Source organism: Rhizobium sp. C1 (assembly GCF_021026335.1).
Lineage (GTDB): Bacteria > Pseudomonadota > Alphaproteobacteria > Rhizobiales > Rhizobiaceae > Ensifer_A.
Genome location: NZ_JAJNCY010000009.1, coordinates 48,384 through 67,563 on the forward strand (window position 1 = coordinate 48,384; position 19,180 = coordinate 67,563).

Genomic DNA, 19,180 nt, shown 5'->3' on the forward strand with positions numbered 1-19,180 from the left:
TCAAGCGTTTCAGCGGACGCGACATTGGCGGCTCCATCCGTCTCCCCCCTTGTGGGGGAGATGGCGGCAGCCAGAGGGGGTCTTTCGCCCGTCAGAAGGGCATGCCCAAACAACGAAAAACCGGGCGCGCGGCTACCGCCGCGGCCCGGTTTCCCAAAATGACTGCGCTTAAAGCTTGCTGTCGATGATGGCCGACATCTGGTCAACCGTCATTTCCCCTGCATAACGCGCACCGTTGACGAAGAAGGTCGGCGTTGCGTTGACGCCAAATTCCTTCGCTGCCCTCTCGCGAACCGCGTTCACATCATCCAGAAGCTTCTGGTTCGTCAAGCAGGCGTTGAAGCTCTCCTGTGTAAAACCGGCGAGCTTGGACATCTGCATCAGCGAGGCGCGCTTGTCATCGGCCGTCGCCCAGCTCATCTGCTGCTGGAAGAGCACGTCGACGAAGGGGAAATACTGTTCCGGGGGCGCGCAGCGTGCCAGCATGATGGCGGCCGCCGCGACCGGGTCGAGCGGGAACTCGCGCAGGATGTAACGGACCTTGCCGGTGTCGATATACTTCGTCTTGATCGCCGGGAACGTGTCCTTCTGGAAACGCGCGCAATGCGGGCAGGTCATCGACATGTATTCGACGATCGTGACCGGCGCATCGGCCTTGCCTTCGGACATTTCCGGCAGCGGGCCCGGCGCCATGAGCTTGGCGACGTCCACCGTACCATCGGCGGCCGGAACCTTGGCGTCAGGCGTCGTGGATGCCGTCTTGGTGTTATCGATGCCCTGCTTTGCGTCCTTGGCGGCGCTTTCCTTGTTCTCGTCCTTGCCGTTGCAAGCGGCGAGAAGGGCGGCGGAAGAAGCAAGAGCAATCCCGCCGAGGAGATGCCGCTTGGTCAGCGTGATGTTGTTCATCGTCAGTTTCCAATTGTTCGAAGCATTGTTTCTCTAAAACGAGGCAATCCCGCTTTCAAGTCGCTCTTTTCAGCACCTTTTGCCGATGAAACGATATGAGTCAAAGCAGAAATCATGAAAATTAAGACAGGAATACGAGTGCAGTCAGGTGAAACAGCCCTGAGGGCCGGAAAACCTGAAAAAACAGGCTTTTGTGTCTCTCTTCACCCCAATATCACATTTTCTTGAAACCGGGATCGAAGACATTCCATTGCCGCTTTCGGAGCGGTTGGAACAGGCGGACGACCAAAGCGCCTCCACCTGCCCTTTTGTCTGTCTCTATCAAACCAGTTCCGACAGCGCCGAGGGCTCGAAGCCGGTCAGGTCGCCAGTCGCGCCAGCGCGGACCTTTTCCACCCAGTTCGGATCGCTGATCAACGCGCGGCCAACGGCGATGAGGTCGAACTCGTCGCGCTCCATCCGCTCGGTCAGCTGTTCCAGACCGGTGGATGCGGCGTTGCGGCCGGCAAAGGCATTGAAGAAGTCATTCGAGAGGCTGACCGAGCCGACGCTGATCGTGGCCGCACCGGTGAGCTTCTTTGCCCAGCCGGCAAAGTTCAAGCCGTTTTCGCCATCGATTTCGGGGAATTCCGGTTCCCAGAAGCGGCGCTGCGAGCAATGCAGGAGGTTCGCACCCGCCTCGACCAGCGGCACCAGCCACTCGGCCATGGCGTCCGGCGTTTCGGCGAGACGCACGGCATAGTCCTGCTGCTTCCACTGGCTGACGCGCAGGCTGACGGGAAGATCGGGACCTACGGCAGCGCGCACGGCTGCGACCACTTCCGCCGCAAAACGGGAGCGCTCCTTGAGCGTCGCACCGCCGTAGCGGTCCGTGCGCTCATTGGTGCCGGCCCAGAAGAACTGGTCGATGAGATATCCGTGGGCGCCGTGGAGCTCCACCATGTCGAAACCCAGGCGCTTGGCGTCAGCGGCGGCGCGCGCAAAGGCGGCCACGGCGTCGGCAATGTCCTCCTCGCTCATCGCCTTGCCGCGCGGCTTGCCGGGGGCGACAAGGCCGGAGGGGCTTTCGACCGGGTGGCCTGGATCCCAGTCAGGCTTGCCGATTGTCGAACCGGTGTGCCAGATCTGCGGCCCCATGCGGCCACCGGCGGCGTGGACGGCATCAATCACCAGTTTCCAGCCGGCAAGCGCTTCCTCACCGAAGAAGGACGGAATGTCGGGATGATTGCGCGACACGGGCCGCTCAATGACCGTGCCCTCCGACAGAATGAGACCGACATTGCCGGCAGCGCGCTTGGCATAATAGTCGGCATTGTGGCGGCCCGGGACGCCATCGGGCGCGAAAGTGCGGGTCATGGGGGCCATGACGATACGGTTCTTCAGCTCCAGCGGGCCAAGGCGGAAGGGACGAAAGAGGGTGTCATAAGGGGAGGTTGTCATGCGGGGACTCCATCGGTCAGAGCCGCTTAGGTATGTCGTCGGCCCGAAAGGTCAAGCACCCTTACTTTTTAACTCACGCATTTCCGGACGGAAAACCGGTGGCCACTTTTCCTGGAAATGCTTTTTCGCTGACGCATTTCCGGACGGAAAACCGGCGTCACCGTTGCGGTCGTTTGCGGCTGGAAAGCACACCGCGGCCAAGCCGCATGATCGCCTCCTTCAGCCGCCCGTCCTCCATGCCGTCCACCATGTCATCCAGTTTCGAAGCGGCGATGGCGTCGAGCGGGCGCAGCGGCCTGCTCTTCGGCTGAGGCGCGACCGGCTTCTGCACGATGCGCAACTGCCGGATGGCGGCGAAGCCGAAAAAGGAATTGATGCGGGAAATCAGTTCGCCCTGCGCGTGGGTGAGGAAGAGCGCGCGCGAGCCTTCGCAGGCCACCGTCAGCACACCCGGCTGCGGACGGCCGTCTCCGGCTTCGTCGCGGCGCGGCCAGGCGATCTTTTCGGGCCGTGTGCAATCGGCAAACTGGGGTCCCGCGATCTCCGGCCACGAACCCAGAAGCGCGGTATTGATGCCGGCACGGCGCGCAAGGACAGGGTCGATGAGGCCATTGGCCACATCGGCGATCTGCTGCGCGCCCCGTCGTCTTTCCACCATGTTTCTCGGCCCCTGGCGCCGGTTCTGCTTGAACCTTTCGAAGCGCGTCGGCACATATAGCGCAATTCGGCCGAGAGTGCGAAGCGGATTCGCTTTTGGAATTGTGTGAAAACAAAAAGATAGGCGTTTCCGCTCAAGCGGCGCGCTTAACGCCGGCCAGCCGGCGGCAGACAGGACGGAGCGTCGGGCTTTGCAGAAAGACTTAAGTGATGTGCTGGTGGCCTGGTATGACCGGCATCATCGCGAACTGCCATGGCGGGTGAGCCCATCTGCGGCCCGCAAGGGCATCAAGCCCGATCCCTATCGCATCTGGCTTTCGGAGGTCATGCTGCAGCAGACGACCGTGCAGGCGGTGAAGGCCTATTTCGAGAAGTTCACGACGCTCTGGCCGACCGTCATGGACCTTGCGGCAGCCCCCACCGAAGACGTGATGAAGGCCTGGGCGGGGCTTGGCTATTATGCCCGGGCGCGCAACCTGAAGAAATGCGCCGAGGCTGTCGCCAAGGATCATGGCGGCGTCTTTCCCGATACGGTCGAGGGCCTGCGCCTGCTGCCCGGCATTGGCGACTATACGTCGGCCGCCATCGCGGCCATTGCCTTCGACCGGCCGGCGGCGGTGATGGACGGCAATGTCGAGCGGGTGATTTCGCGGCTCTTTACGATCGGCGAGCCCCTGCCCGGCTCGAAGCCGCTAATGAAGGCGCGCGTGATCGAGTTGACGCCGATCGACAGGCCCGGCGATTTCGCGCAGGCGATGATGGATCTCGGCGCCACGATCTGCACGCCGAAACGGCCGGCCTGTGTGCTCTGTCCGCTGAAGGATTATTGCCAGGCGCTCAAAGAAGGCGAGCCGGAGCTTTATCCGGTGAAGGCGACGAAGAAGGCCCGGCCGGTTCGGGTCGGCTCTGCTTTTGTTGCGATCAATGGCAAGGGTGAAGTGTTGTTGCGGACACGTCCGCCGGAAGGTTTGCTCGGCGGCATGGCGGAGGTGCCCGGCAGCCGCTGGACGGCCCGCGAGGATGGGGCGACAGACCTTTCGGCCGCCCCCTTCCCGGCCGAGTGGAAACCGGCAGGCGTCGTCACCCATGTCTTCACGCATTTCGAACTCAGGCTTACGGTGCATGTCGCAGAGACCGAAGGCCGGACCATCGATCACGGCTTCTGGCGCAAAATCGAAAATCTTGATCGAGAGGCGCTGCCCACTGTCATGAAAAAAGCAATCGAAGCCGCTATCCCCGGCGCATTCTGACAACGGGCATCTCTCGCCCGTCGCCAATCCAGGAAAGGTTCTGCATGAAACCGGAAATCCGCCACATCGTCTTCGACATCGGCAAGGTGCTGATCCATTACGATCCGAACCTCCCGTTCAGCCGATTGATCCCCGACGAGGCGGAGCGGCGCTGGTTTTTCGACAATGTCTGCACGCATGACTGGAATATCGAACAGGATCGCGGCCGCACCTGGGCAGAAGCTGAAGCGCTGCTGATCGAGCAGTATCCGGAGCGCGAGGAACATATCCGCGCCTTCCGCAAGCATTGGCACGAAATGGTGCCCTATGCTTACGAGGACAGCGTCGCGATCATGAGGAAGCTCATTGCCGACGGTCATGACGTGACCATGCTGACCAATTTTGGCGACGACACGTTTGCCCAGGCGCAAACCATGTACGACTTCCTGCATGCCCCGCGCGGCGTGACGGTTTCGGCGCGCGTCGGCCTCATCAAGCCGGATGCCGCGATCTACGAGACCCATGCGAAGGCCTTCGATCTCGAGCCGACGGCAAGCCTCTTCATCGACGACAGCCCGGCCAATGTCGCCGGCGCGCAGGCCTGCGGCTGGCAGGCGGTCCTGTTCACGAGCCCGGAAAAGCTGCGGCAGGATCTCGCGGAATACGGGATCGCGGCGTAAGTCCCCACCATTGCCCTGACAGCGGCTTTGGTTTAAACGGCGCGCGCATGCCGCATTGCGCGCCTTCACACCCCCAAGAGAATGTCTGGACCATCATGAACGGCTTCGACCTCATCATTTTCGATTGCGACGGCGTGCTCGTCGATTCCGAGATCATTGCAGCGCGGGTCGAATCCGGCCTGCTGACCGAGGCCGGCTATCCGATCTCGGTGGAGGAAATGGGCGAGCGCTTTGCGGGAATGACGTGGAAGAACATTCTTCTCGCCGTCGAGGCCGAAGCCTCCATTCCGCTTTCGGCCTCCCTGCTCGACAAGTCCGAGAAGCTGCTCGACCAGAAGCTCGCCAACGAGGTGAAGATCATCGAGGGTGTGAAGTTCGCGCTGTCGCGGATCACGCTGCCGCGCTGTGTCTGCTCGAATTCCAGCACACAGCGACTGGACGCGATGCTGACACGCGTCGGGCTGAAGCCCTATTTCGAGGGACATGTCTATTCGGCAAAAGATCTGGGCGCGGATCGGGTCAAGCCCAAGCCGGACATCTTCCTGCACGGGGCCGCCCAGATGAATGTCAGCCCGGCCAAGACGGTCGTGGTGGAGGATTCGGTTCACGGCATTACGGCGGCGCGGGCCGCCGGCATGCGCGTCATCGGCTTTACTGGCGCATCGCACACCTATCCGTCGCATGCAGACAAGCTCACGGAGGCCGGGGCGGAAACCGTGATTGCCCGCATGAGCGAACTGCCGGCGACGATCGAAGCGCTTTCGGACTGGCGCGAACTGGCGTGAGACCAGACGAACAGGATGGCTGGGCCTTGATCCTTCGAGGCCGCCCTGCGGACGGCACCTCAGGATGAGGGTCAAGCGAAGCGGGCAGACCTGTTCTGCCTCACCCTGAGGTGCCTGCGCAACGCGCAGGCCTCGAAAGGGTACCGATGCAGCTTACTTCTTCTTTTTCTTCGTGCTGGCCTTATCCGAGCCGTTGTCGAAGCCGACATAGATCGTCGCCATGTCGGCGCCGGCCGGGATGGTCACGTTTTCCTTGGTGAAGAGAAACTGGCCCGCCGGATCGTTGGCCGAGGGCAGCGGCGTTTCAAACGGTACGAGCTGCGTGAAGAGAACCTTGTCGCCATCGGTGACGGCCACACGGATCGGCAGCTTTGCCGTGCCCTTGGCCCCGGCCTGGCCGATGACGATGCGGCCCGCGACCTGCACGGTGATGACCATCTGGTCGCCGGAAACGCGGCACTGGCGCGTCGTATTGGCGATGGAGGCCTGATACATCAGCTTGGCCTGATCCATGCTGCCGTCCGGCTTGGCCTTGGTGCCGCCGACATAGACATCATGATAGGCCGTGCCGTCGCGCAGCACGATGCGCGGGCAGTTGCCCTGAACGACCGCCGGCTGAGAAGCCGCTGCCGTCTGCGTGGCGCCGAGGCCAAGCGCATTCTTCGTATCCGTCGTATTGCAAGAGGCCAGCATCGCAACCAGCGACGCGGCGACCAAACCCTTCGAAACCAGACCAAACGCTTTCATGTCAAACCTTCAAGAAACTCTGCCGGCATGCCAGCTCACGCTTTTCCGGCTTTCGCCGTTGCCGTCTGATTTATCGCGTCTATCCACGAAATGGAAGCTGCTCTGAGGGTTATAACTCGCCCACTCCCTGCATTTGTGCAAGAAATACCAAGGACAAACCGCTTCCAGACCGCGGCGAAAGCCTCTATAGCAACTGTCGATATTTGGAGGGACGACCCGACGTCGCTCCACGACGCCTGCATATGAGGATTTGGGAAGTGAAATATATCTCGACGCGCGGCGATGCGCCCGTTCTTGGCTTTTCGGACGCGCTTCTGGCGGGACTTGCCACCGATGGCGGGCTTTACGTACCCAAGGAATGGCCGCATTTCTCCAAAAAGGAGATCCGCAAGCTCGCCGGCAAATCCTATCAGGATGTTGCTGAAGCCATCGTGACGCCCTTTGTCGGCGGCGAGATCGAACAGGCGGACCTGCGCCGGATGATCGACGAGGCCTATGCCACCTTCCGCCATCCGGCCGTCACGCCGCTGGTCCAGAGCGACGCGAATGTCTTCATCATGGAGCTGTTCCACGGCCCGACGCTCGCTTTCAAGGATGTGGCGATGCAGTTGCTCGCCCGCCTGCTCGACCATGTGCTGGCCGAACGCGGCCAGCACGCTACCATTGTGGCCGCGACCTCGGGCGACACGGGCGGGGCCGCCATCGAGGCCTTTGCCGGACGCGACCGCACGGACATATTTGTGCTTTTCCCCAAGGGCAAGGTCTCGCCGGTGCAGCAGCGCCAGATGACGACGGCCAATGCCGCCAACGCCTACCCGGTTGCGGTGAAGGGCAATTTCGACGATTGCCAGAACCTCGTGAAGGCGATGTTCGGCGACGTGAAGTTCCGCGACAAAGTCCAGCTTTCCGGCGTGAACTCGATCAACTGGGCGCGCATCATGGCGCAGGTGGTCTATTACTTCACCGCAGCACTTGCTGTCGGCAGCCCTGACCGCAAGGTGTCCTTCACCGTGCCGACCGGCAATTTCGGCGATATCTTCGCCGGCTACGTCGCCAAGCAGATGGGACTTCCGGTTGACAAGCTCGTCATCGGCACGAACGAGAACGACATTCTCGCCCGCACGCTGAAGACCGGCCGTTACGAGATGCGCGACGTGAAGGCGACCATGTCGCCCTCGATGGACATCCAGATTTCGTCGAATTTCGAACGGCTGCTCTACGAAGCCTCCGACCGCAATGCGGAAGAAGTCGTGCGCTATATGGGGGGGCTCAAGCAATCGGGCGCATTCGAGATCGAGGAAAAGACGCTGAAGGCGATCCGCAAGACCTTCAAAGCCACGCGCGCTTCCGAAGCCGAGGTCAAGAAGACGATCAAGACGGTTCTGGCCGAAACCGGCTATCTGGCCGATCCACACACGGCTGTTGCAATTCACGCGGCAAAGCGCAATCTAAAGGTGGATGCGCCGATGATTATCCTGTCCACCGCCCACCCGGCCAAGTTCCCGGCAGCAGTGAAAAAGGCCAGCGGTATTGACCCGGCGCTTCCGTCGTGGCTTGCTGGTTTGATGGACAGGGAGGAGCGCTTCGACGTTCTGCAGGCCGAGCTTGACGCCGTCGAGGCCTATATCGATGGAAAAGCCCGGATTGCCGGAAACTGAGCGCCGGAAAGTGTGTTGATGAAAGTTGAGTGCACCAAGCTTCCGTCGGGTCTGACGGTCGTGACAGAAAACATGCCGCATCTGGAAAGCGTGGCGCTCGGCGTCTGGGTGAAGTCCGGCTCCCGCAACGAATTGGCGGATGAACACGGCATCGCCCATCTCCTCGAACACATGGCTTTCAAGGGCACGGCACGGCGCACCGCCCGCCAGATCGCCGAGGAGATCGAGAATGTCGGCGGCGAAGTCAACGCCGCGACCTCGACCGAGACGACATCCTATTACGCCCGCGTGCTGCGCGACGACACGGCGCTGGCGCTCGACATTCTCGCCGACATCCTGACCGAATCCTCCTTCGACGAGGAAGAGCTGGAGCGCGAGAAGAACGTGATCCTGCAGGAAATCGGCGCGGCGAACGATACGCCGGACGATGTGGTCTTCGACCGCTTCGCCGAAACCGCCTTCCGCGACCAGACGATCGGGCGCGCCATTCTCGGCACGCCGGAAACGGTGAAATCCTTCACGCCCGACCAGATCCGCGCCTATCTGGCGCGCAACTACACCACCGATCGCATGTTCGTCGTCGCCGCCGGCGCGGTCGACCACGATGCGATCGTCAAGCAGGCGGAAGAGCGCTTTGCCTCCATTCCGCAGCGGCCGACGCTGCTGCCGGTCATGGAGCCGGCGCGTTATACGGGCGGTGATTTCCGCGAAACGCGCGACCTGATGGATGCGCAGATCCTGCTCGGCTTCGAAGGCCGTGCCTATCATGTGCGTGATTTCTACGCCTCGCAGGTTCTTGCCAACATTCTCGGCGGCGGCATGTCGTCCCGCCTTTTCCAGGAAGTGCGGGAAATTCGCGGCCTGTGCTATTCCGTCTATGCCTTCCACTGGGGCTTTTCCGATACCGGAATTTTCGGCATTCACGCCGCAACGGGTGCGGAAGACATGAGCGAGCTGGTGCCGGTCATTCTTGGCGAGCTGCGCAAGGCCTCCGAGAATATCCGCGAGGACGAAATCAACCGGGCTCGGGCGCAGATCCGCGCGCAGCTGATGATGGGCCAGGAAAGCCCCGCTGCGCGCGCCGGACAGATCGCCCGCCAGATGATGCTCTATGGTCGTCCGATCTCCAATACGGAGCTGATGGACCGGCTTTCGGGGATTACGACGGAACGGCTGACCGACCTCTCCGGCCGGCTCTTCTTCGACGCGAAACCGACGCTCTCGGCGATCGGGCCGCTTGAGCGGCTGGCACCGCTGTCGGATATCACGTCGACGCTTTCGCATACCGTCGTCAAACAGAAGTCGGCGTAAAGCCGCAAGCACTTGCGCCCCCGCCCGGCGCAGGCATGGGCGCAAAAAGACATCCTATGGGGGTCCGAAGTCACCGATGCAGGGGTCCATGTTCCGTTTTCTCACGCGCCAGAACGGCGTGGTGAAGCTGAGCGACGGCAAGCACCTGCTGCGCATGCCCCGTTATGCCGATTTTGAGGCCTGGTGGGCGCTCAGGCGCGAAAGCCGCGGCTTCCTCCAGCCTTGGGAGCCGACCTGGAGTGCGGATGATCTGACCGAGCGCTCCTTCCGCGCGCGCGTCAATCGCTACGAGCAGGAATATTCCGCCGGGACCTCCATAACGCTCTTCATTTTTGGCGAAACCGACGAGCTGATGGGCGGCATCACGATCGGCAACATTCGTCGCGGCGCGTCGCAATCCTGCATGATCGGATACTGGATGGGCGAGCGTTTTTCCGGCCAAGGCCACATGAAAGCCGCATTGAAGCTGACAGTCCACCACATCTTCGACCGGCTTCAGTTGCACCGCATCGAGGCAGCCTGTATCCCGGAGAACCATCGCAGCATCGGCCTGCTCGAAGGCTCCGGCTTCCGGCGCGAGGGCATGCTGCGCGACTATTTGAAAATCGACGGCCGGTGGCGCGACCATGTGCTGCTGGCGCGTCTGGCAACCGACGATATTGGAAAAGACTTGATTGATGATTCCGGCCTCTATCGCGCGAACAGTCATGCGTAAGCTGCCGCTCCAGGCCCTGTTTCTGACGTTTCTTCTCTCGGTTCTTGTTCTACAGAGCGTGGCTCCGGCCTTTGCCGCAGAGCCGGTGAAAATCTCGCGCGAGGACACCGCGCTCGACCTGACGAAGACGACCGAAATCTATCGCAACCAGGGCAATGTCTTTCAGGTTTCGACGGCCGCGGGTGCCGACGGCATCGTGCGACGCATCGAGGTGCGGTCGACCGACAACAAGCATCAGGGCGACTGGGCCGTCTTTGCGCTCGCCAATGTCTCCGACCAGCAGCTCGACCGTGTGATCGTCGCGCCGCATTTCCGTCTGGTCAATTCGCGGCTGTTCTGGCCCGACCTCGGCTCGCAGCGCATCATCTCGATCACGCCGTCGGAAGGCTTTGCGCTCGACCGGGAACCGAGCTCGGAAGCGGACGTGTTCTCGATCACGCTGAACCCCGGCGCAGTCGTCACCTTCGTGGCGGAACTCGCGACACCCGACCTGCCGCAGCTCTATCTGTGGGAGCCGGACGCCTACAAGGATACGGTCAACGCGTTTACGCTCTATCGTGGCATCGTGCTCGGCATTGCCGGCCTGCTGGCGCTGATCCTGACCATTCTTTTCGTCGTCAAGGGCACGGCCATGCTGCCGGCAGCGGCGGCGCTGGCCTGGGCGGTGCTCGGCTATATCTGCGTCGATTTCGGTTTTCTGGAAAAGCTCGTCAGCCTCTCCTCCGGCGATCAGCGAATATGGCGAGCGGCGACCGAAGTGGGCATGGCGGCAAGCCTTGTCCTCTTCCTGTTCTCCTATCTCAATCTCAACCGATGGCACACGAACCTCGTCTATGCGACGCTGGCATGGATCGGCGGTCTTGGCCTGCTCGCCGGCGTGGCGGTCTATGATCCGGCCATTGCGGCGGGCGTGGCGCGGATTTCCTTCGCACTGACGGCGGCGGCCGGTGTTTTCCTCATCCTCTTCCTCGGCCTCAAGCGCTATGACCGCGCCATCCTTCTGGTGCCTTCCTGGGCGCTGCTGATCGCCTGGCTCGTGGTCGCCTGGATGACGGTGACGGGGCGGCTCGACAATGACATCGTGCAGCCCGCGCTGGGCGGCGGCCTCGTGCTCATCGTTCTCATGATCGGCTTTACGGTCATGCAGCATGCCTTTGCCGGCGGCAGTTTCCAGAACGGGCTCTTCTCCGATCTGGAACGGCAATCGCTGGCGCTGACCGGGTCCGGCGACATCATCTGGGACTGGGACGTGGCGCGCGACCGCATCGTCACCATTCCCGACATTTCGCTGCATCTGGGGCTGCAGCCCGGTGCGCTGCATGGGCCGGTGCGCAACTGGCTGCCCAGCCTGCACCCCGACGACCGCGACCGGTTCCGCGCCACGATGGACGTGCTGCTCGAACATCGCCGCGGCAAGCTGAACCACGAATTCCGCGTCCGTGCGCAGGATGGCCATTACCACTGGCTGGCCGTCAAGGCGCGGCCCGTCGTCGGTTCGACCGGCGAGGTCATTCGCTGCGTGGGCACCCTGATCGACGTGACGGAAGAGCGCAATTCGATCGAGCGGCTGCTGCGCGATCCGCTGATGGACAATCTGACCGGCCTGCCGAACCGCCAGCTCTTCGTCGACCGCATCCAGTCGCTCCTGTCGATTGCCAGCGACCAGAGCCCGATCCAGCCGACCGTTCTTTCGATCGGCATCGACGGCTTCAAGCTGGTCAACGACCGGCTCGGGATCGCCGCCGGAGACAATATCCTGATCGTGCTGACGCGCCGTCTGCGGCGTCTGCTCAAGCCACAGGACACGCTGTCGCGCATTTCCGGCGACCGTTTCGGCATCATGCTGGTCTCGGAAACGGAAACGCAGAAAATTGCCGATTTCGCCGACGCCCTCCTGCGCAGCATTTCGACACCCATCGATTTCGCCAATCAGGAAATCGTGCTGTCCGCTTCGATCGGTCTTGCCTCCTGGCTCGACCAGTCGCAGGACGGGGCCGGGCTGCTGTCCGACGCCGAGCTTGCGATGCTCCGTGCCAAGCGCGAGGGCGGCAATCGCGTGGAGCCGTTCCGTCCCGCCTTCCGCACCGCCGGCAGCGATGCGTTGGAGCTGGAAAACGACCTTCGACGGGCGCTGGAGCGCAAGGAACTGACGATGGTCTATCAGCCGATCGTCGAGCTCGCGACGCGCCGAATTGCCGGTTTCGAGGCGCTGATGCGCTGGGAGCATCCGCGCCGCGGCGATGTCTCGCCCAATGAATTCATTCCGGTCGCCGAAAATTGCGGGCTCATCCATCAGGTCGGCCTTTTCGCGCTGGAGCGCGCGGTCGCCGATTTCAGTCTGTGGCAGCAACTGGGCGGCGATCTGCCGATCTTCATCTCGGTCAACATGTCGAGCGCGCAGCTCATCAACAGCGGCATCTGCGACGACTTCCGCTCAGTCGTCGCCAAAAACCGCTGCCAGCCGAACCAGGTGAAGCTGGAACTGACCGAAAGCGTACTGATGGAAAATCCGGAACAGTCGCGGATGATCCTGAACCGGCTGAAGAGCATGGGCTTTACGCTGGCGCTGGATGATTTTGGCACCGGCTATGCGGGCGTCGGCTATCTGACCAAACTGCCCTTCGACACGGTCAAGATCGACCGTTCGCTGGTGACGAACAACACGCCGACGGGACGCACGGTCCTCGTCTCGCTGCTCAACATGATCAACAAGCTCGACATGGAAACCGTCGCCGAGGGCGTCGATACGGACGAGCTGGCGGCCAAACTGAGCGAACTCGGCTGCAGCTACGGCCAGAGCTACCTCTTCGGCCCGCCGATCACCGCAGACATGGCACAGCGCCTGCTGCGCGAACGCTTCCCGCTGGTGGGGACCAACAAGCGCTGATGCTTCAGATATGCTGAAGCACGTTGAGGAGCGTACCGGCCGGGTCGCGGATGTAGAACCGGCGTACGCCCCAGGGTTCGATGGTCGGCCCATATTCGATCGGCAGGCCTGCGGCGGCAATGCGCGCAAGCACCGCCTCCAGATCATCGACTTCGATCGAGATATGCGGAACCGGGGTACCCGAGCCGCCTTCGCTGGCGACACTGAGTTGCGGGACGGCCATTGCCGTGGGTGCGGCGAATGTGGCAATCCAACCGTGATCCATGACGAGATCGAGACCAAGGATTTCGATGTAGAAGGATCTCGCCGCATCCAAATCGACACTGCCGATATTCGGCACGATGCGTCTGACAGCCATCGAGTGCTCTCCCGTGGTCGGCTCAGGCGTGACCCATCTGGCTCGACAGGCGCGACGGCGAGATGCCGAGGAGCGCCATGGCGCGCTCGTATTTCGTGTCGAGATCCCAGTCGAAAATCATGGATTCGCTGGCCGGGCATGTCAGCCAGGCATTCTGGGCAATCTCGTTTTCGATCTGACCGGCGCCCCAGCCGGCGTAGCCCAGGAGCATGGTCGCCCGGCTCGGACCGCGGCCGGCGGAGATCGCCCGCACGACATCCTGCGTCGTGCTGAGGCAGAGCTCCTCGCTGATCGGGATCGAAGAATTGCAATGATAGTCCTCCGAATGGAGGACAAAGCCGCGTCCGTTATCGACCGGACCACCGGACAGGACGGGGAATTTCGACACGGCAAGCGGCAGGCGATCGACGGAGTCGTCGGTGGCTATCTTCAGATGCAGGAGAATATCGGAGAAGGATACGTCCTGCGGCCGGTTTATGACGAAGCCCATCGCGCCATCTTCGGAATGCGCGCAGACATAGACCACCGTGCGGACAAAATTGGGGTCAAGCATGGAGGGCATGGCGATCAGGAATTGACCGTCAAGGAACCCTTTGTCCTTTCTGCTTCCCATTCCCAACAAGTTCATCATGGGGCTAGCGTAGCAACTCGGTCGAAAATGAAAAGAGCGAAACTTGATAATTTTCGCCATGCACAGGCGGGATCCGATCAAGAGAATTTGAAGCGCCCGCGCACATTGTCTCTGGCGCGAGCAATGCCAAAGACTTATCGGTTTTTCATGCGAAAGAGATTCATGCGCCTCACAAACAGATTCATTCCCGCCCTCGCCCTGTTCGCGCTTCTGCTGGCCGCGCAGAGCCCGTCGGCATGGGCAGCCAGCTCCGACTGGATCGGCACGAAGGGCGGCAAGCTGCGGCTGGTGGCCCTGCCCCCGGATCCCGGGGGCACCATTCGCGGTTTCATCGAAATCGCCCCGGAAGACGGCTGGCATACCTATTGGAAAGTCCCCGGCAGCGGCGGCATCCCGCCGCAGGTCACGCTGAAGGATGGCGGCAATGCCCGGCTGGAACGGCTTGATTTTCCAGCGCCGCGGATCTTCGATGACGGAAAGCTGCGCGACTTCGGCTATGACTCCCGCGTGATGCTGCCGGTCACCTTCAAGCAGGACAAACCGGGTGCACCTTCGAGCATCGACGCCTCGATCTTCATTGGGCTTTGTGCCGATATCTGCATCCCTTTCCAGGCGGAAGTGTCGGTTCACGTCTCGCCGGACGACAGGACAAGGCCGACGGAACTTTCCCTGGTGAATGCGGCGAATGCAATGCTGCCGGAGGCGCCAAGCGCGGACTTTGCCGTTGAAGACGCGCGCAGAACGGCGGACGGCGCGGGCGTTGCCGTGACGGTGCGCCTGCCCGCAGGCGCAGACGCATCCGCGGCAAGCGTCATTCTCATCGGCCCGGACGGGCAACCCCTTTCGAGGCCCAAGCTGACCGCGACCGACAACAACGGGCTGACAGCGGAGGCGACGCCTCTGAACGGTCAGGGCGACGCCCTGAGCAACAAGCCGCTCGACGTGCTGGTTCTTGCCGCTGGCCGGGCGATGGAAACTACCGTGATCGCCCACTAAAGGCATTGGTCGCTTCCGCCAACAGCCGCTATCGGCGCAATCTCAAGAACACGGACACGGCAGCGCGGGACTGGATGCGGGCGGCGCGGGCGCTCTTCGCACTCCGACAGGATCACAATCTTTTTGACTCTCCAGAGATTGAAATCGGCCGGCCGATCCGCTTTGATCCGCCCCGACCTCAACCCCCTGAAGGAGAGACCAAATGACCATCGAACCCGGCAGCCAGATCCCCGACGTCACCCTGATGGAGCGGACGCCCGACGGACCTGCCAAGATGTCCTCGAAGGAATTCTTCGATGGCAAGCGCGTCGTGATCTTCGGCGTACCCGGCGCCTTCACGCCCACCTGCTCGCTGAACCACCTGCCCGGCTATCTCGAAAACCGCGATGCGCTTCTCGCCAAGGGCGTTGACGATATCGCCGTCATCTCCGTCAACGATCATCATGTGATGAATGCCTGGGCCAAGGCCACTGGGGCTGAAGGCAAGATCCGCTTCCTCGCCGACTGGGATGCCTCCTTCGCCAAGGCCACCGGCCTCGACAAGGATCTCAGCGCCGGCGGTCTCGGCGTCCGCTCCACGCGTTTTTCCATGCTGGTGGAAAACGGTGTGGTGAAATTCGTCGAGGTGGAGGAAAACCCCGGCCAGGCGACGGTTTCGTCAGCCAAGGCGATGCTGGAACGGCTTTAAGGGTTACGGCTCCATTCATCTCCCCCACATGTGGGGGAGATGGCGGCAGCCAGAAGGGGCTTTACCGCAAACACGAAGCGGGCGGATAACAAGCCCCCTCCCCACCCCCTACCAAGCGGGAAGGATTTCGACAGCGGCCTGCGGGGTCATCCCTTCGGTCAGCTTTGCTGACGTCTCCACCTCAAGGGAGGAGATCGGGACAAAGAACCACTCACTCGCCCAGCCGCGAGGCGGTAACCACGCTCTGATAGAGCGCTTCCACCTGCCGCGTCAGCTCTTCCGTATCGAAGAGCGGCGCCTCGTCGCGGGCAGCGATCAGCCGCTCGCGCAATTCGGCGAGCCGCGCCGGATTGCCGGCAAGGCCGATTGCCATTTCTTCAAAACCAGCGAGATCGTCCGCCACCAGTTCCCGCAGGCCCACCGCATTCAGAAGGCTTTCCGAGACGCGGCCGGCAAAGCTTGTTCCCTTGAAGCTCAGAACCGGGACACCGGCCCAGAGCGCGTCTGAGGTGGTCGTGTGGCCGTTGCAGGGGCCTGTGTCGAGCGCGAGATCGGCCTGAGGCAAACGCCGCAGGTGATCGGCCATCGGCGCAAGCTCGGCGAAAATCAACCGCTCGGGCGCGATGCCGCGCGCTTCGGCGACAGTGCGCAGGTTGGCCTGCGCGAGCGCACTCATCGGATAGAGCCAGAGCACGGAACCCTCGACCGCCGACAGGATGCGCATCCAGCTTTCGAAGACCGGCAGGCGGATCTTGGCGGCATGGTTGAACGAGGCGAAGACGAAGGCATCCGGCGGCAGGCCGTGATCGGCGCGGCTGCCGGTCCGGCTCACCCGTTCGCGCGAACCATCATTGCACTGATAGGATCCCGGCAGGCGCAGCAGCTTTTCCTGATAGTAGGGAATGCTACCGTCCGGAGTCACGATATGATCGGTGATGGCGAACTGGATGCCCGCCCCGGTCACCGAGCCCGGATAGCCGAGCCAGGTGATCTGGATGGGCGCGGCGCGGCGGCAGAAGATGCCGAGGCGCGACCCCTGGGTGAAGCCCTTGAGATCGACCAGGACATCAATTCCGAAGCTGCGGATCATCTCGACGGCTTCGGCGTCCGACTTGGCGAGGATATCGACGTAGTAATCCACCGTGTCGAGCATGCGGTCATGCATGGCGTCATCGCGTCGTGCCTCCGGGGTGTGGCAGACGGCGAAGATTTCGAAACGGTCGCGGTCGTGCGCCTCGAGCACCCCGGCCAGAAGCGACATGGTGGCGTGATCGTAGAAGTCGCAGGAGAGATAGCCAACGCGAATGATGTCCGGCTCCTTGCCCTCGACATTCGTGTCGAAGCCGATGCCGGGCGCCACGGGCGGCAGAAGCACGTCGGCACTGCGCCGCGCATAACGCGCCAGCAAGGCCTCGTCGCCCGTCCACATCAGCGCGCGGAAGGCGTTCTCGCGGATATCGGGAGCATCGCCCTCTTTCGCATAGGCCGTTTCCAGCACCGTCTGCAGGGCAGCCGAGGTTTCAAGATCGCAGACATTGGCGGCGGCCCAGAAATATTCCGACAGCGCCAGCCGGTCGCCCGGCCGTTCGGCATGCGCCAGCGCGAGGACCGGAGCGGCCTCTTCAAAAAGACCAAGCCCGTTGAGGATCATGCCGGCGGACAGCGCCGCATCGAAATCGGCTGCCACGGGAGCGAGCTTCAGCGCGGCGGCGCGGGCCAGCGCATAGTCGCCCATTTCACGCGCAAGCCCGCACAGGCTCTGCAAAAGATCGGCATCGTCGGGCATGTGGGGTTCGAGTTCGGCCAGAACCCGGAATGCCAGAGGCCGCTCGCCCAGGCCTTCGAACAGGCTGGCGGCGCGGAAGGCAATGTCCTTGCGGCGATCGGTCGCAAAGCCCGCGGCCTCGGCATAGAGCCCCGCCGCCTTTCGTCTTTCTCCCGCCTGCTCGAGGATGGTTGCGGCGAGGAGAAGAATATCAACATCGCTACGGTCAAGCGACAGAACGCTCTCGCAGGCGGCGAGCGCCAGGGCGAGATTGCCCGACTGGAATGCGGCAAGCGCCTGCTGGTAGATTTCGGACGCCAAAGCCGGGCACCTCTCTTTCCATTTTCAGGTCAGGATAGGCGCAAGGTCTTGCGTCAGGCTGGGCGGGTTCAGCCGCACAAAAGACAACGCCCGAAGCCTTTTCGGGCTCCGGGCGAATAGTCCGGCGATGCGGACTGGAGGTTCCAGCATCGTCGGCCGTCTGCTGGCAAAGGCGGTGTCAGGGGTTACCCCGCCTTGGCCATGTCTTCCCTGATGAGAGAACGCAATACATCGATGGGTTTCAGGGACTGCCCATCGTCGAAATGCCAGTAGGTCCAGCCGTTGCAGGCGTCCAAGCCCTGCACGCGTGCACCCACCTTGTGAATGGAACCTGCTTCAGCGCCCGAAACCAGTGTGCCGTCGGCGCGCACGATGGCGCTCACACGGCGCTTGGCGTCGGAGAGGATCGTGCCGGGTTTCATGAGGCCGGATTCGATCAGCGACACGAAGGCGACGCGCGGCTCGGCCTTCTTGCCGGTCATGACGGTCAGCTCCGTTGCACCCAGCGGTTCAACGGCCGCGATCCGGGCAGAGGCCGCGTCGATATAGTCCTGCTCGCGCTCGATGCCGACGAAGTTGCGGCCGAGGCGCTTGGCGACGGCGCCGGTCGTGCCCGTGCCGAAGAAGGGATCGAGTACGACATCGCCGGGCTTGGTGGACGACATGAGCACACGGGCCAGCAGCGCTTCCGGCTTCTGGGTCGGATGAACCTTGTCGCCGTCGCCGTTCTTCAGGCGCTCGGCACCATTGCAGATCGGGAACAGCCAGTCGGAGCGCATCTGCACATCCTCATTGGCCGCCTTCATCGCCTCGTAATTGAACGTATAGGCCTTGGCATTGGCATCGCGCGAGGCCCAGATCATGGTCTCATGCGCGTTCTGGAACCGGCGGCCCTTGAAATTGGGCATGGGGTTCGTCTTGCGCCAGACGATGTCGTTCAAGATCCAGAAGTTCAAATCCTGCATGATCGTGCCGACGCGGAAAATGTTATGATAGGATCCGATGACCCAGATCGTTCCATTCGGCTTCAGGACGCGGCGGCAGGCGAGCAACCAGGCCCGCGTGAAGGCGTCATAGACCTCGAAGGAGGCGAACTGGTCCCAGTGATCGTCGCAGGCATCGACCTTGGACTGATCCGGCCGGGTCAATTCGCCGCCAAGCTGGAGATTATACGGCGGGTCGGCGAAGATGACGTCGACGGACTTGTCCGGAAGCGCCTCGAGGGCGGCAACGCAGTCGCCCTTGATGATCGTGTTGAGCCAGTTGCGACTTTCCGGACGGCCGGAAACCTCGCCAAGCGAAAGAACTGCTGACATCGGATACTCTTGGTTACGCTTACTCGGAACACTTCACGACGCATCCAAACAGATGCGCTTAACTCCAGGTTAGGGTTACCGATTTTGGTT

At 62.3% G+C, this 19,180-nt stretch carries 17 protein-coding genes; 9 read left to right on the forward strand and 8 right to left on the reverse strand.

Annotated features, from left to right (window positions below; translation table 11 throughout):
- Nucleotides 1–168 precede the first annotated feature (168 nt).
- From LQK83_RS17430 to LQK83_RS17440, 3 genes are all read right to left on the reverse strand, one after another.
- The gene (locus LQK83_RS17430; RefSeq protein ID WP_442966789.1) at nt 169–906 is read right to left on the reverse strand and encodes a DsbA family protein; all 738 of its coding nucleotides are present in this window, start codon (nt 904–906) and stop codon (nt 169–171) included.
- A 321-nt stretch (nt 907–1,227) separates the two neighbouring features.
- Entirely contained in the window at nt 1,228–2,346 is a 1,119-nt protein-coding gene (locus LQK83_RS17435) for an NADH:flavin oxidoreductase (RefSeq protein ID WP_230838674.1), read from the reverse strand.
- 157 nt (nt 2,347–2,503) lie between these two features.
- Complete coding sequence (locus LQK83_RS17440) at nt 2,504–3,004, reverse strand: DUF721 domain-containing protein (RefSeq protein WP_230838675.1); 501 nt, start codon at nt 3,002–3,004, stop codon at nt 2,504–2,506.
- Between the two features lie 190 nt (nt 3,005–3,194).
- Here LQK83_RS17440 and mutY point away from each other — a divergent pair, with 190 nt between their 5' ends.
- The 3 genes from mutY (at nt 3,195) to LQK83_RS17455 (ending at nt 5,697) form a co-directional block, all read left to right on the forward strand.
- A complete protein-coding gene (gene mutY / locus LQK83_RS17445) occupies nt 3,195–4,253 on the forward strand; it encodes an A/G-specific adenine glycosylase (RefSeq protein ID WP_230838676.1) in 1,059 nt (352 codons plus the stop codon).
- Nucleotides 4,254–4,297: 44 nt separating this feature from the next.
- A complete protein-coding gene (locus LQK83_RS17450; RefSeq protein ID WP_230838677.1) occupies nt 4,298–4,912 on the forward strand; it encodes an HAD family hydrolase in 615 nt (204 codons plus the stop codon).
- A gap of 95 nt (nt 4,913–5,007) precedes the next feature.
- Nucleotides 5,008–5,697 (forward strand): HAD family hydrolase, encoded by a 690-nt coding sequence (locus LQK83_RS17455; RefSeq protein WP_230838678.1) that lies wholly within the window; start codon nt 5,008–5,010, stop codon nt 5,695–5,697.
- Between the two features lie 153 nt (nt 5,698–5,850).
- On the opposite strand, the gene LQK83_RS17460 is transcribed toward LQK83_RS17455, so the two are convergent.
- The gene (locus LQK83_RS17460; RefSeq protein ID WP_230838679.1) at nt 5,851–6,444 is read right to left on the reverse strand and encodes a hypothetical protein; all 594 of its coding nucleotides are present in this window, start codon (nt 6,442–6,444) and stop codon (nt 5,851–5,853) included.
- A 242-nt stretch (nt 6,445–6,686) separates the two neighbouring features.
- Here LQK83_RS17460 and thrC point away from each other — a divergent pair, with 242 nt between their 5' ends.
- The 4 genes from thrC (at nt 6,687) to LQK83_RS17480 (ending at nt 13,015) form a co-directional block, all read left to right on the forward strand.
- The gene (gene thrC / locus LQK83_RS17465; protein WP_230838680.1) at nt 6,687–8,102 is read left to right on the forward strand and encodes a threonine synthase; all 1,416 of its coding nucleotides are present in this window, start codon (nt 6,687–6,689) and stop codon (nt 8,100–8,102) included.
- A gap of 18 nt (nt 8,103–8,120) precedes the next feature.
- Entirely contained in the window at nt 8,121–9,413 is a 1,293-nt protein-coding gene (locus LQK83_RS17470; protein WP_230838793.1) for a M16 family metallopeptidase, read from the forward strand.
- 76 nt (nt 9,414–9,489) lie between these two features.
- The gene (locus LQK83_RS17475) at nt 9,490–10,128 is read left to right on the forward strand and encodes a GNAT family N-acetyltransferase (protein ID WP_230838681.1); all 639 of its coding nucleotides are present in this window, start codon (nt 9,490–9,492) and stop codon (nt 10,126–10,128) included.
- A complete protein-coding gene (locus tag LQK83_RS17480; protein WP_230838682.1) occupies nt 10,091–13,015 on the forward strand; it encodes an EAL domain-containing protein in 2,925 nt (974 codons plus the stop codon). The genes LQK83_RS17475 and LQK83_RS17480 overlap by 38 nt, the downstream gene beginning before the upstream one ends.
- Before the next feature lie 4 nt (nt 13,016–13,019).
- On the opposite strand, the gene LQK83_RS17485 is transcribed toward LQK83_RS17480, so the two are convergent.
- Both LQK83_RS17485 and LQK83_RS17490 read right to left on the reverse strand, forming a co-directional pair.
- Nucleotides 13,020–13,373 (reverse strand): VOC family protein, encoded by a 354-nt coding sequence (locus LQK83_RS17485; RefSeq protein WP_230838683.1) that lies wholly within the window; start codon nt 13,371–13,373, stop codon nt 13,020–13,022.
- A gap of 22 nt (nt 13,374–13,395) precedes the next feature.
- On the reverse strand, nt 13,396–14,001 hold the full coding sequence (locus tag LQK83_RS17490; protein ID WP_230838794.1) for a YqgE/AlgH family protein: 606 nt from the start codon (nt 13,999–14,001) through the stop codon (nt 13,396–13,398).
- A gap of 165 nt (nt 14,002–14,166) precedes the next feature.
- Between LQK83_RS17490 and LQK83_RS17495 the strand changes: the two genes are divergently transcribed.
- The gene (locus tag LQK83_RS17495; protein ID WP_230838684.1) at nt 14,167–15,000 is read left to right on the forward strand and encodes a protein-disulfide reductase DsbD domain-containing protein; all 834 of its coding nucleotides are present in this window, start codon (nt 14,167–14,169) and stop codon (nt 14,998–15,000) included.
- A 202-nt stretch (nt 15,001–15,202) separates the two neighbouring features.
- Entirely contained in the window at nt 15,203–15,688 is a 486-nt protein-coding gene (locus tag LQK83_RS17500; protein WP_230838685.1) for a peroxiredoxin, read from the forward strand.
- Between the two features lie 211 nt (nt 15,689–15,899).
- Here the strand turns inward: LQK83_RS17500 and LQK83_RS17505 are convergent, their stop codons facing one another.
- Together LQK83_RS17505 and LQK83_RS17510 are read right to left on the reverse strand one after the other, a co-directional pair.
- Nucleotides 15,900–17,774, reverse strand: a complete 1,875-nt coding sequence (locus LQK83_RS17505; RefSeq protein ID WP_230838686.1) for an O-linked N-acetylglucosamine transferase, SPINDLY family protein — start codon at nt 17,772–17,774, stop codon at nt 15,900–15,902.
- 185 nt (nt 17,775–17,959) lie between these two features.
- Nucleotides 17,960–19,090 (reverse strand): site-specific DNA-methyltransferase, encoded by a 1,131-nt coding sequence (locus LQK83_RS17510; RefSeq protein ID WP_230838687.1) that lies wholly within the window; start codon nt 19,088–19,090, stop codon nt 17,960–17,962.
- Between the last annotated feature and the right edge of the window lie 90 nt (nt 19,091–19,180).

Excerpts from the sequence above, each read along its gene's own strand:
- LQK83_RS17430 (WP_442966789.1), bottom strand. The coding sequence starts at position 906 with ATGAACAACATCACGCTGACCAAGCGGCATCTCCTCGGCGGGATTGCT.
- LQK83_RS17435 (WP_230838674.1), bottom strand. The coding sequence starts at position 2,346 with ATGACAACCTCCCCTTATGACACCCTCTTTCGTCCCTTCCGCCTTGGC.
- LQK83_RS17440 (WP_230838675.1), bottom strand. The coding sequence starts at position 3,004 with ATGGTGGAAAGACGACGGGGCGCGCAGCAGATCGCCGATGTGGCCAAT.
- LQK83_RS17450 (WP_230838677.1), top strand. The coding sequence starts at position 4,298 with ATGAAACCGGAAATCCGCCACATCGTCTTCGACATCGGCAAGGTGCTG.
- LQK83_RS17455 (WP_230838678.1), top strand. The coding sequence starts at position 5,008 with ATGAACGGCTTCGACCTCATCATTTTCGATTGCGACGGCGTGCTCGTC.
- LQK83_RS17460 (WP_230838679.1), bottom strand. The coding sequence starts at position 6,444 with ATGAAAGCGTTTGGTCTGGTTTCGAAGGGTTTGGTCGCCGCGTCGCTG.
- thrC (WP_230838680.1), top strand. The coding sequence starts at position 6,687 with ATGAGGATTTGGGAAGTGAAATATATCTCGACGCGCGGCGATGCGCCC.
- LQK83_RS17470 (WP_230838793.1), top strand. The coding sequence starts at position 8,121 with ATGAAAGTTGAGTGCACCAAGCTTCCGTCGGGTCTGACGGTCGTGACA.
- LQK83_RS17475 (WP_230838681.1), top strand. The coding sequence starts at position 9,490 with ATGCAGGGGTCCATGTTCCGTTTTCTCACGCGCCAGAACGGCGTGGTG.
- LQK83_RS17480 (WP_230838682.1), top strand. The coding sequence starts at position 10,091 with ATGATTCCGGCCTCTATCGCGCGAACAGTCATGCGTAAGCTGCCGCTC.
- LQK83_RS17485 (WP_230838683.1), bottom strand. The coding sequence starts at position 13,373 with ATGGCTGTCAGACGCATCGTGCCGAATATCGGCAGTGTCGATTTGGAT.
- LQK83_RS17490 (WP_230838794.1), bottom strand. The coding sequence starts at position 14,001 with ATGAACTTGTTGGGAATGGGAAGCAGAAAGGACAAAGGGTTCCTTGAC.
- LQK83_RS17495 (WP_230838684.1), top strand. The coding sequence starts at position 14,167 with ATGCGCCTCACAAACAGATTCATTCCCGCCCTCGCCCTGTTCGCGCTT.
- LQK83_RS17500 (WP_230838685.1), top strand. The coding sequence starts at position 15,203 with ATGACCATCGAACCCGGCAGCCAGATCCCCGACGTCACCCTGATGGAG.
- LQK83_RS17510 (WP_230838687.1), bottom strand. The coding sequence starts at position 19,090 with ATGTCAGCAGTTCTTTCGCTTGGCGAGGTTTCCGGCCGTCCGGAAAGT.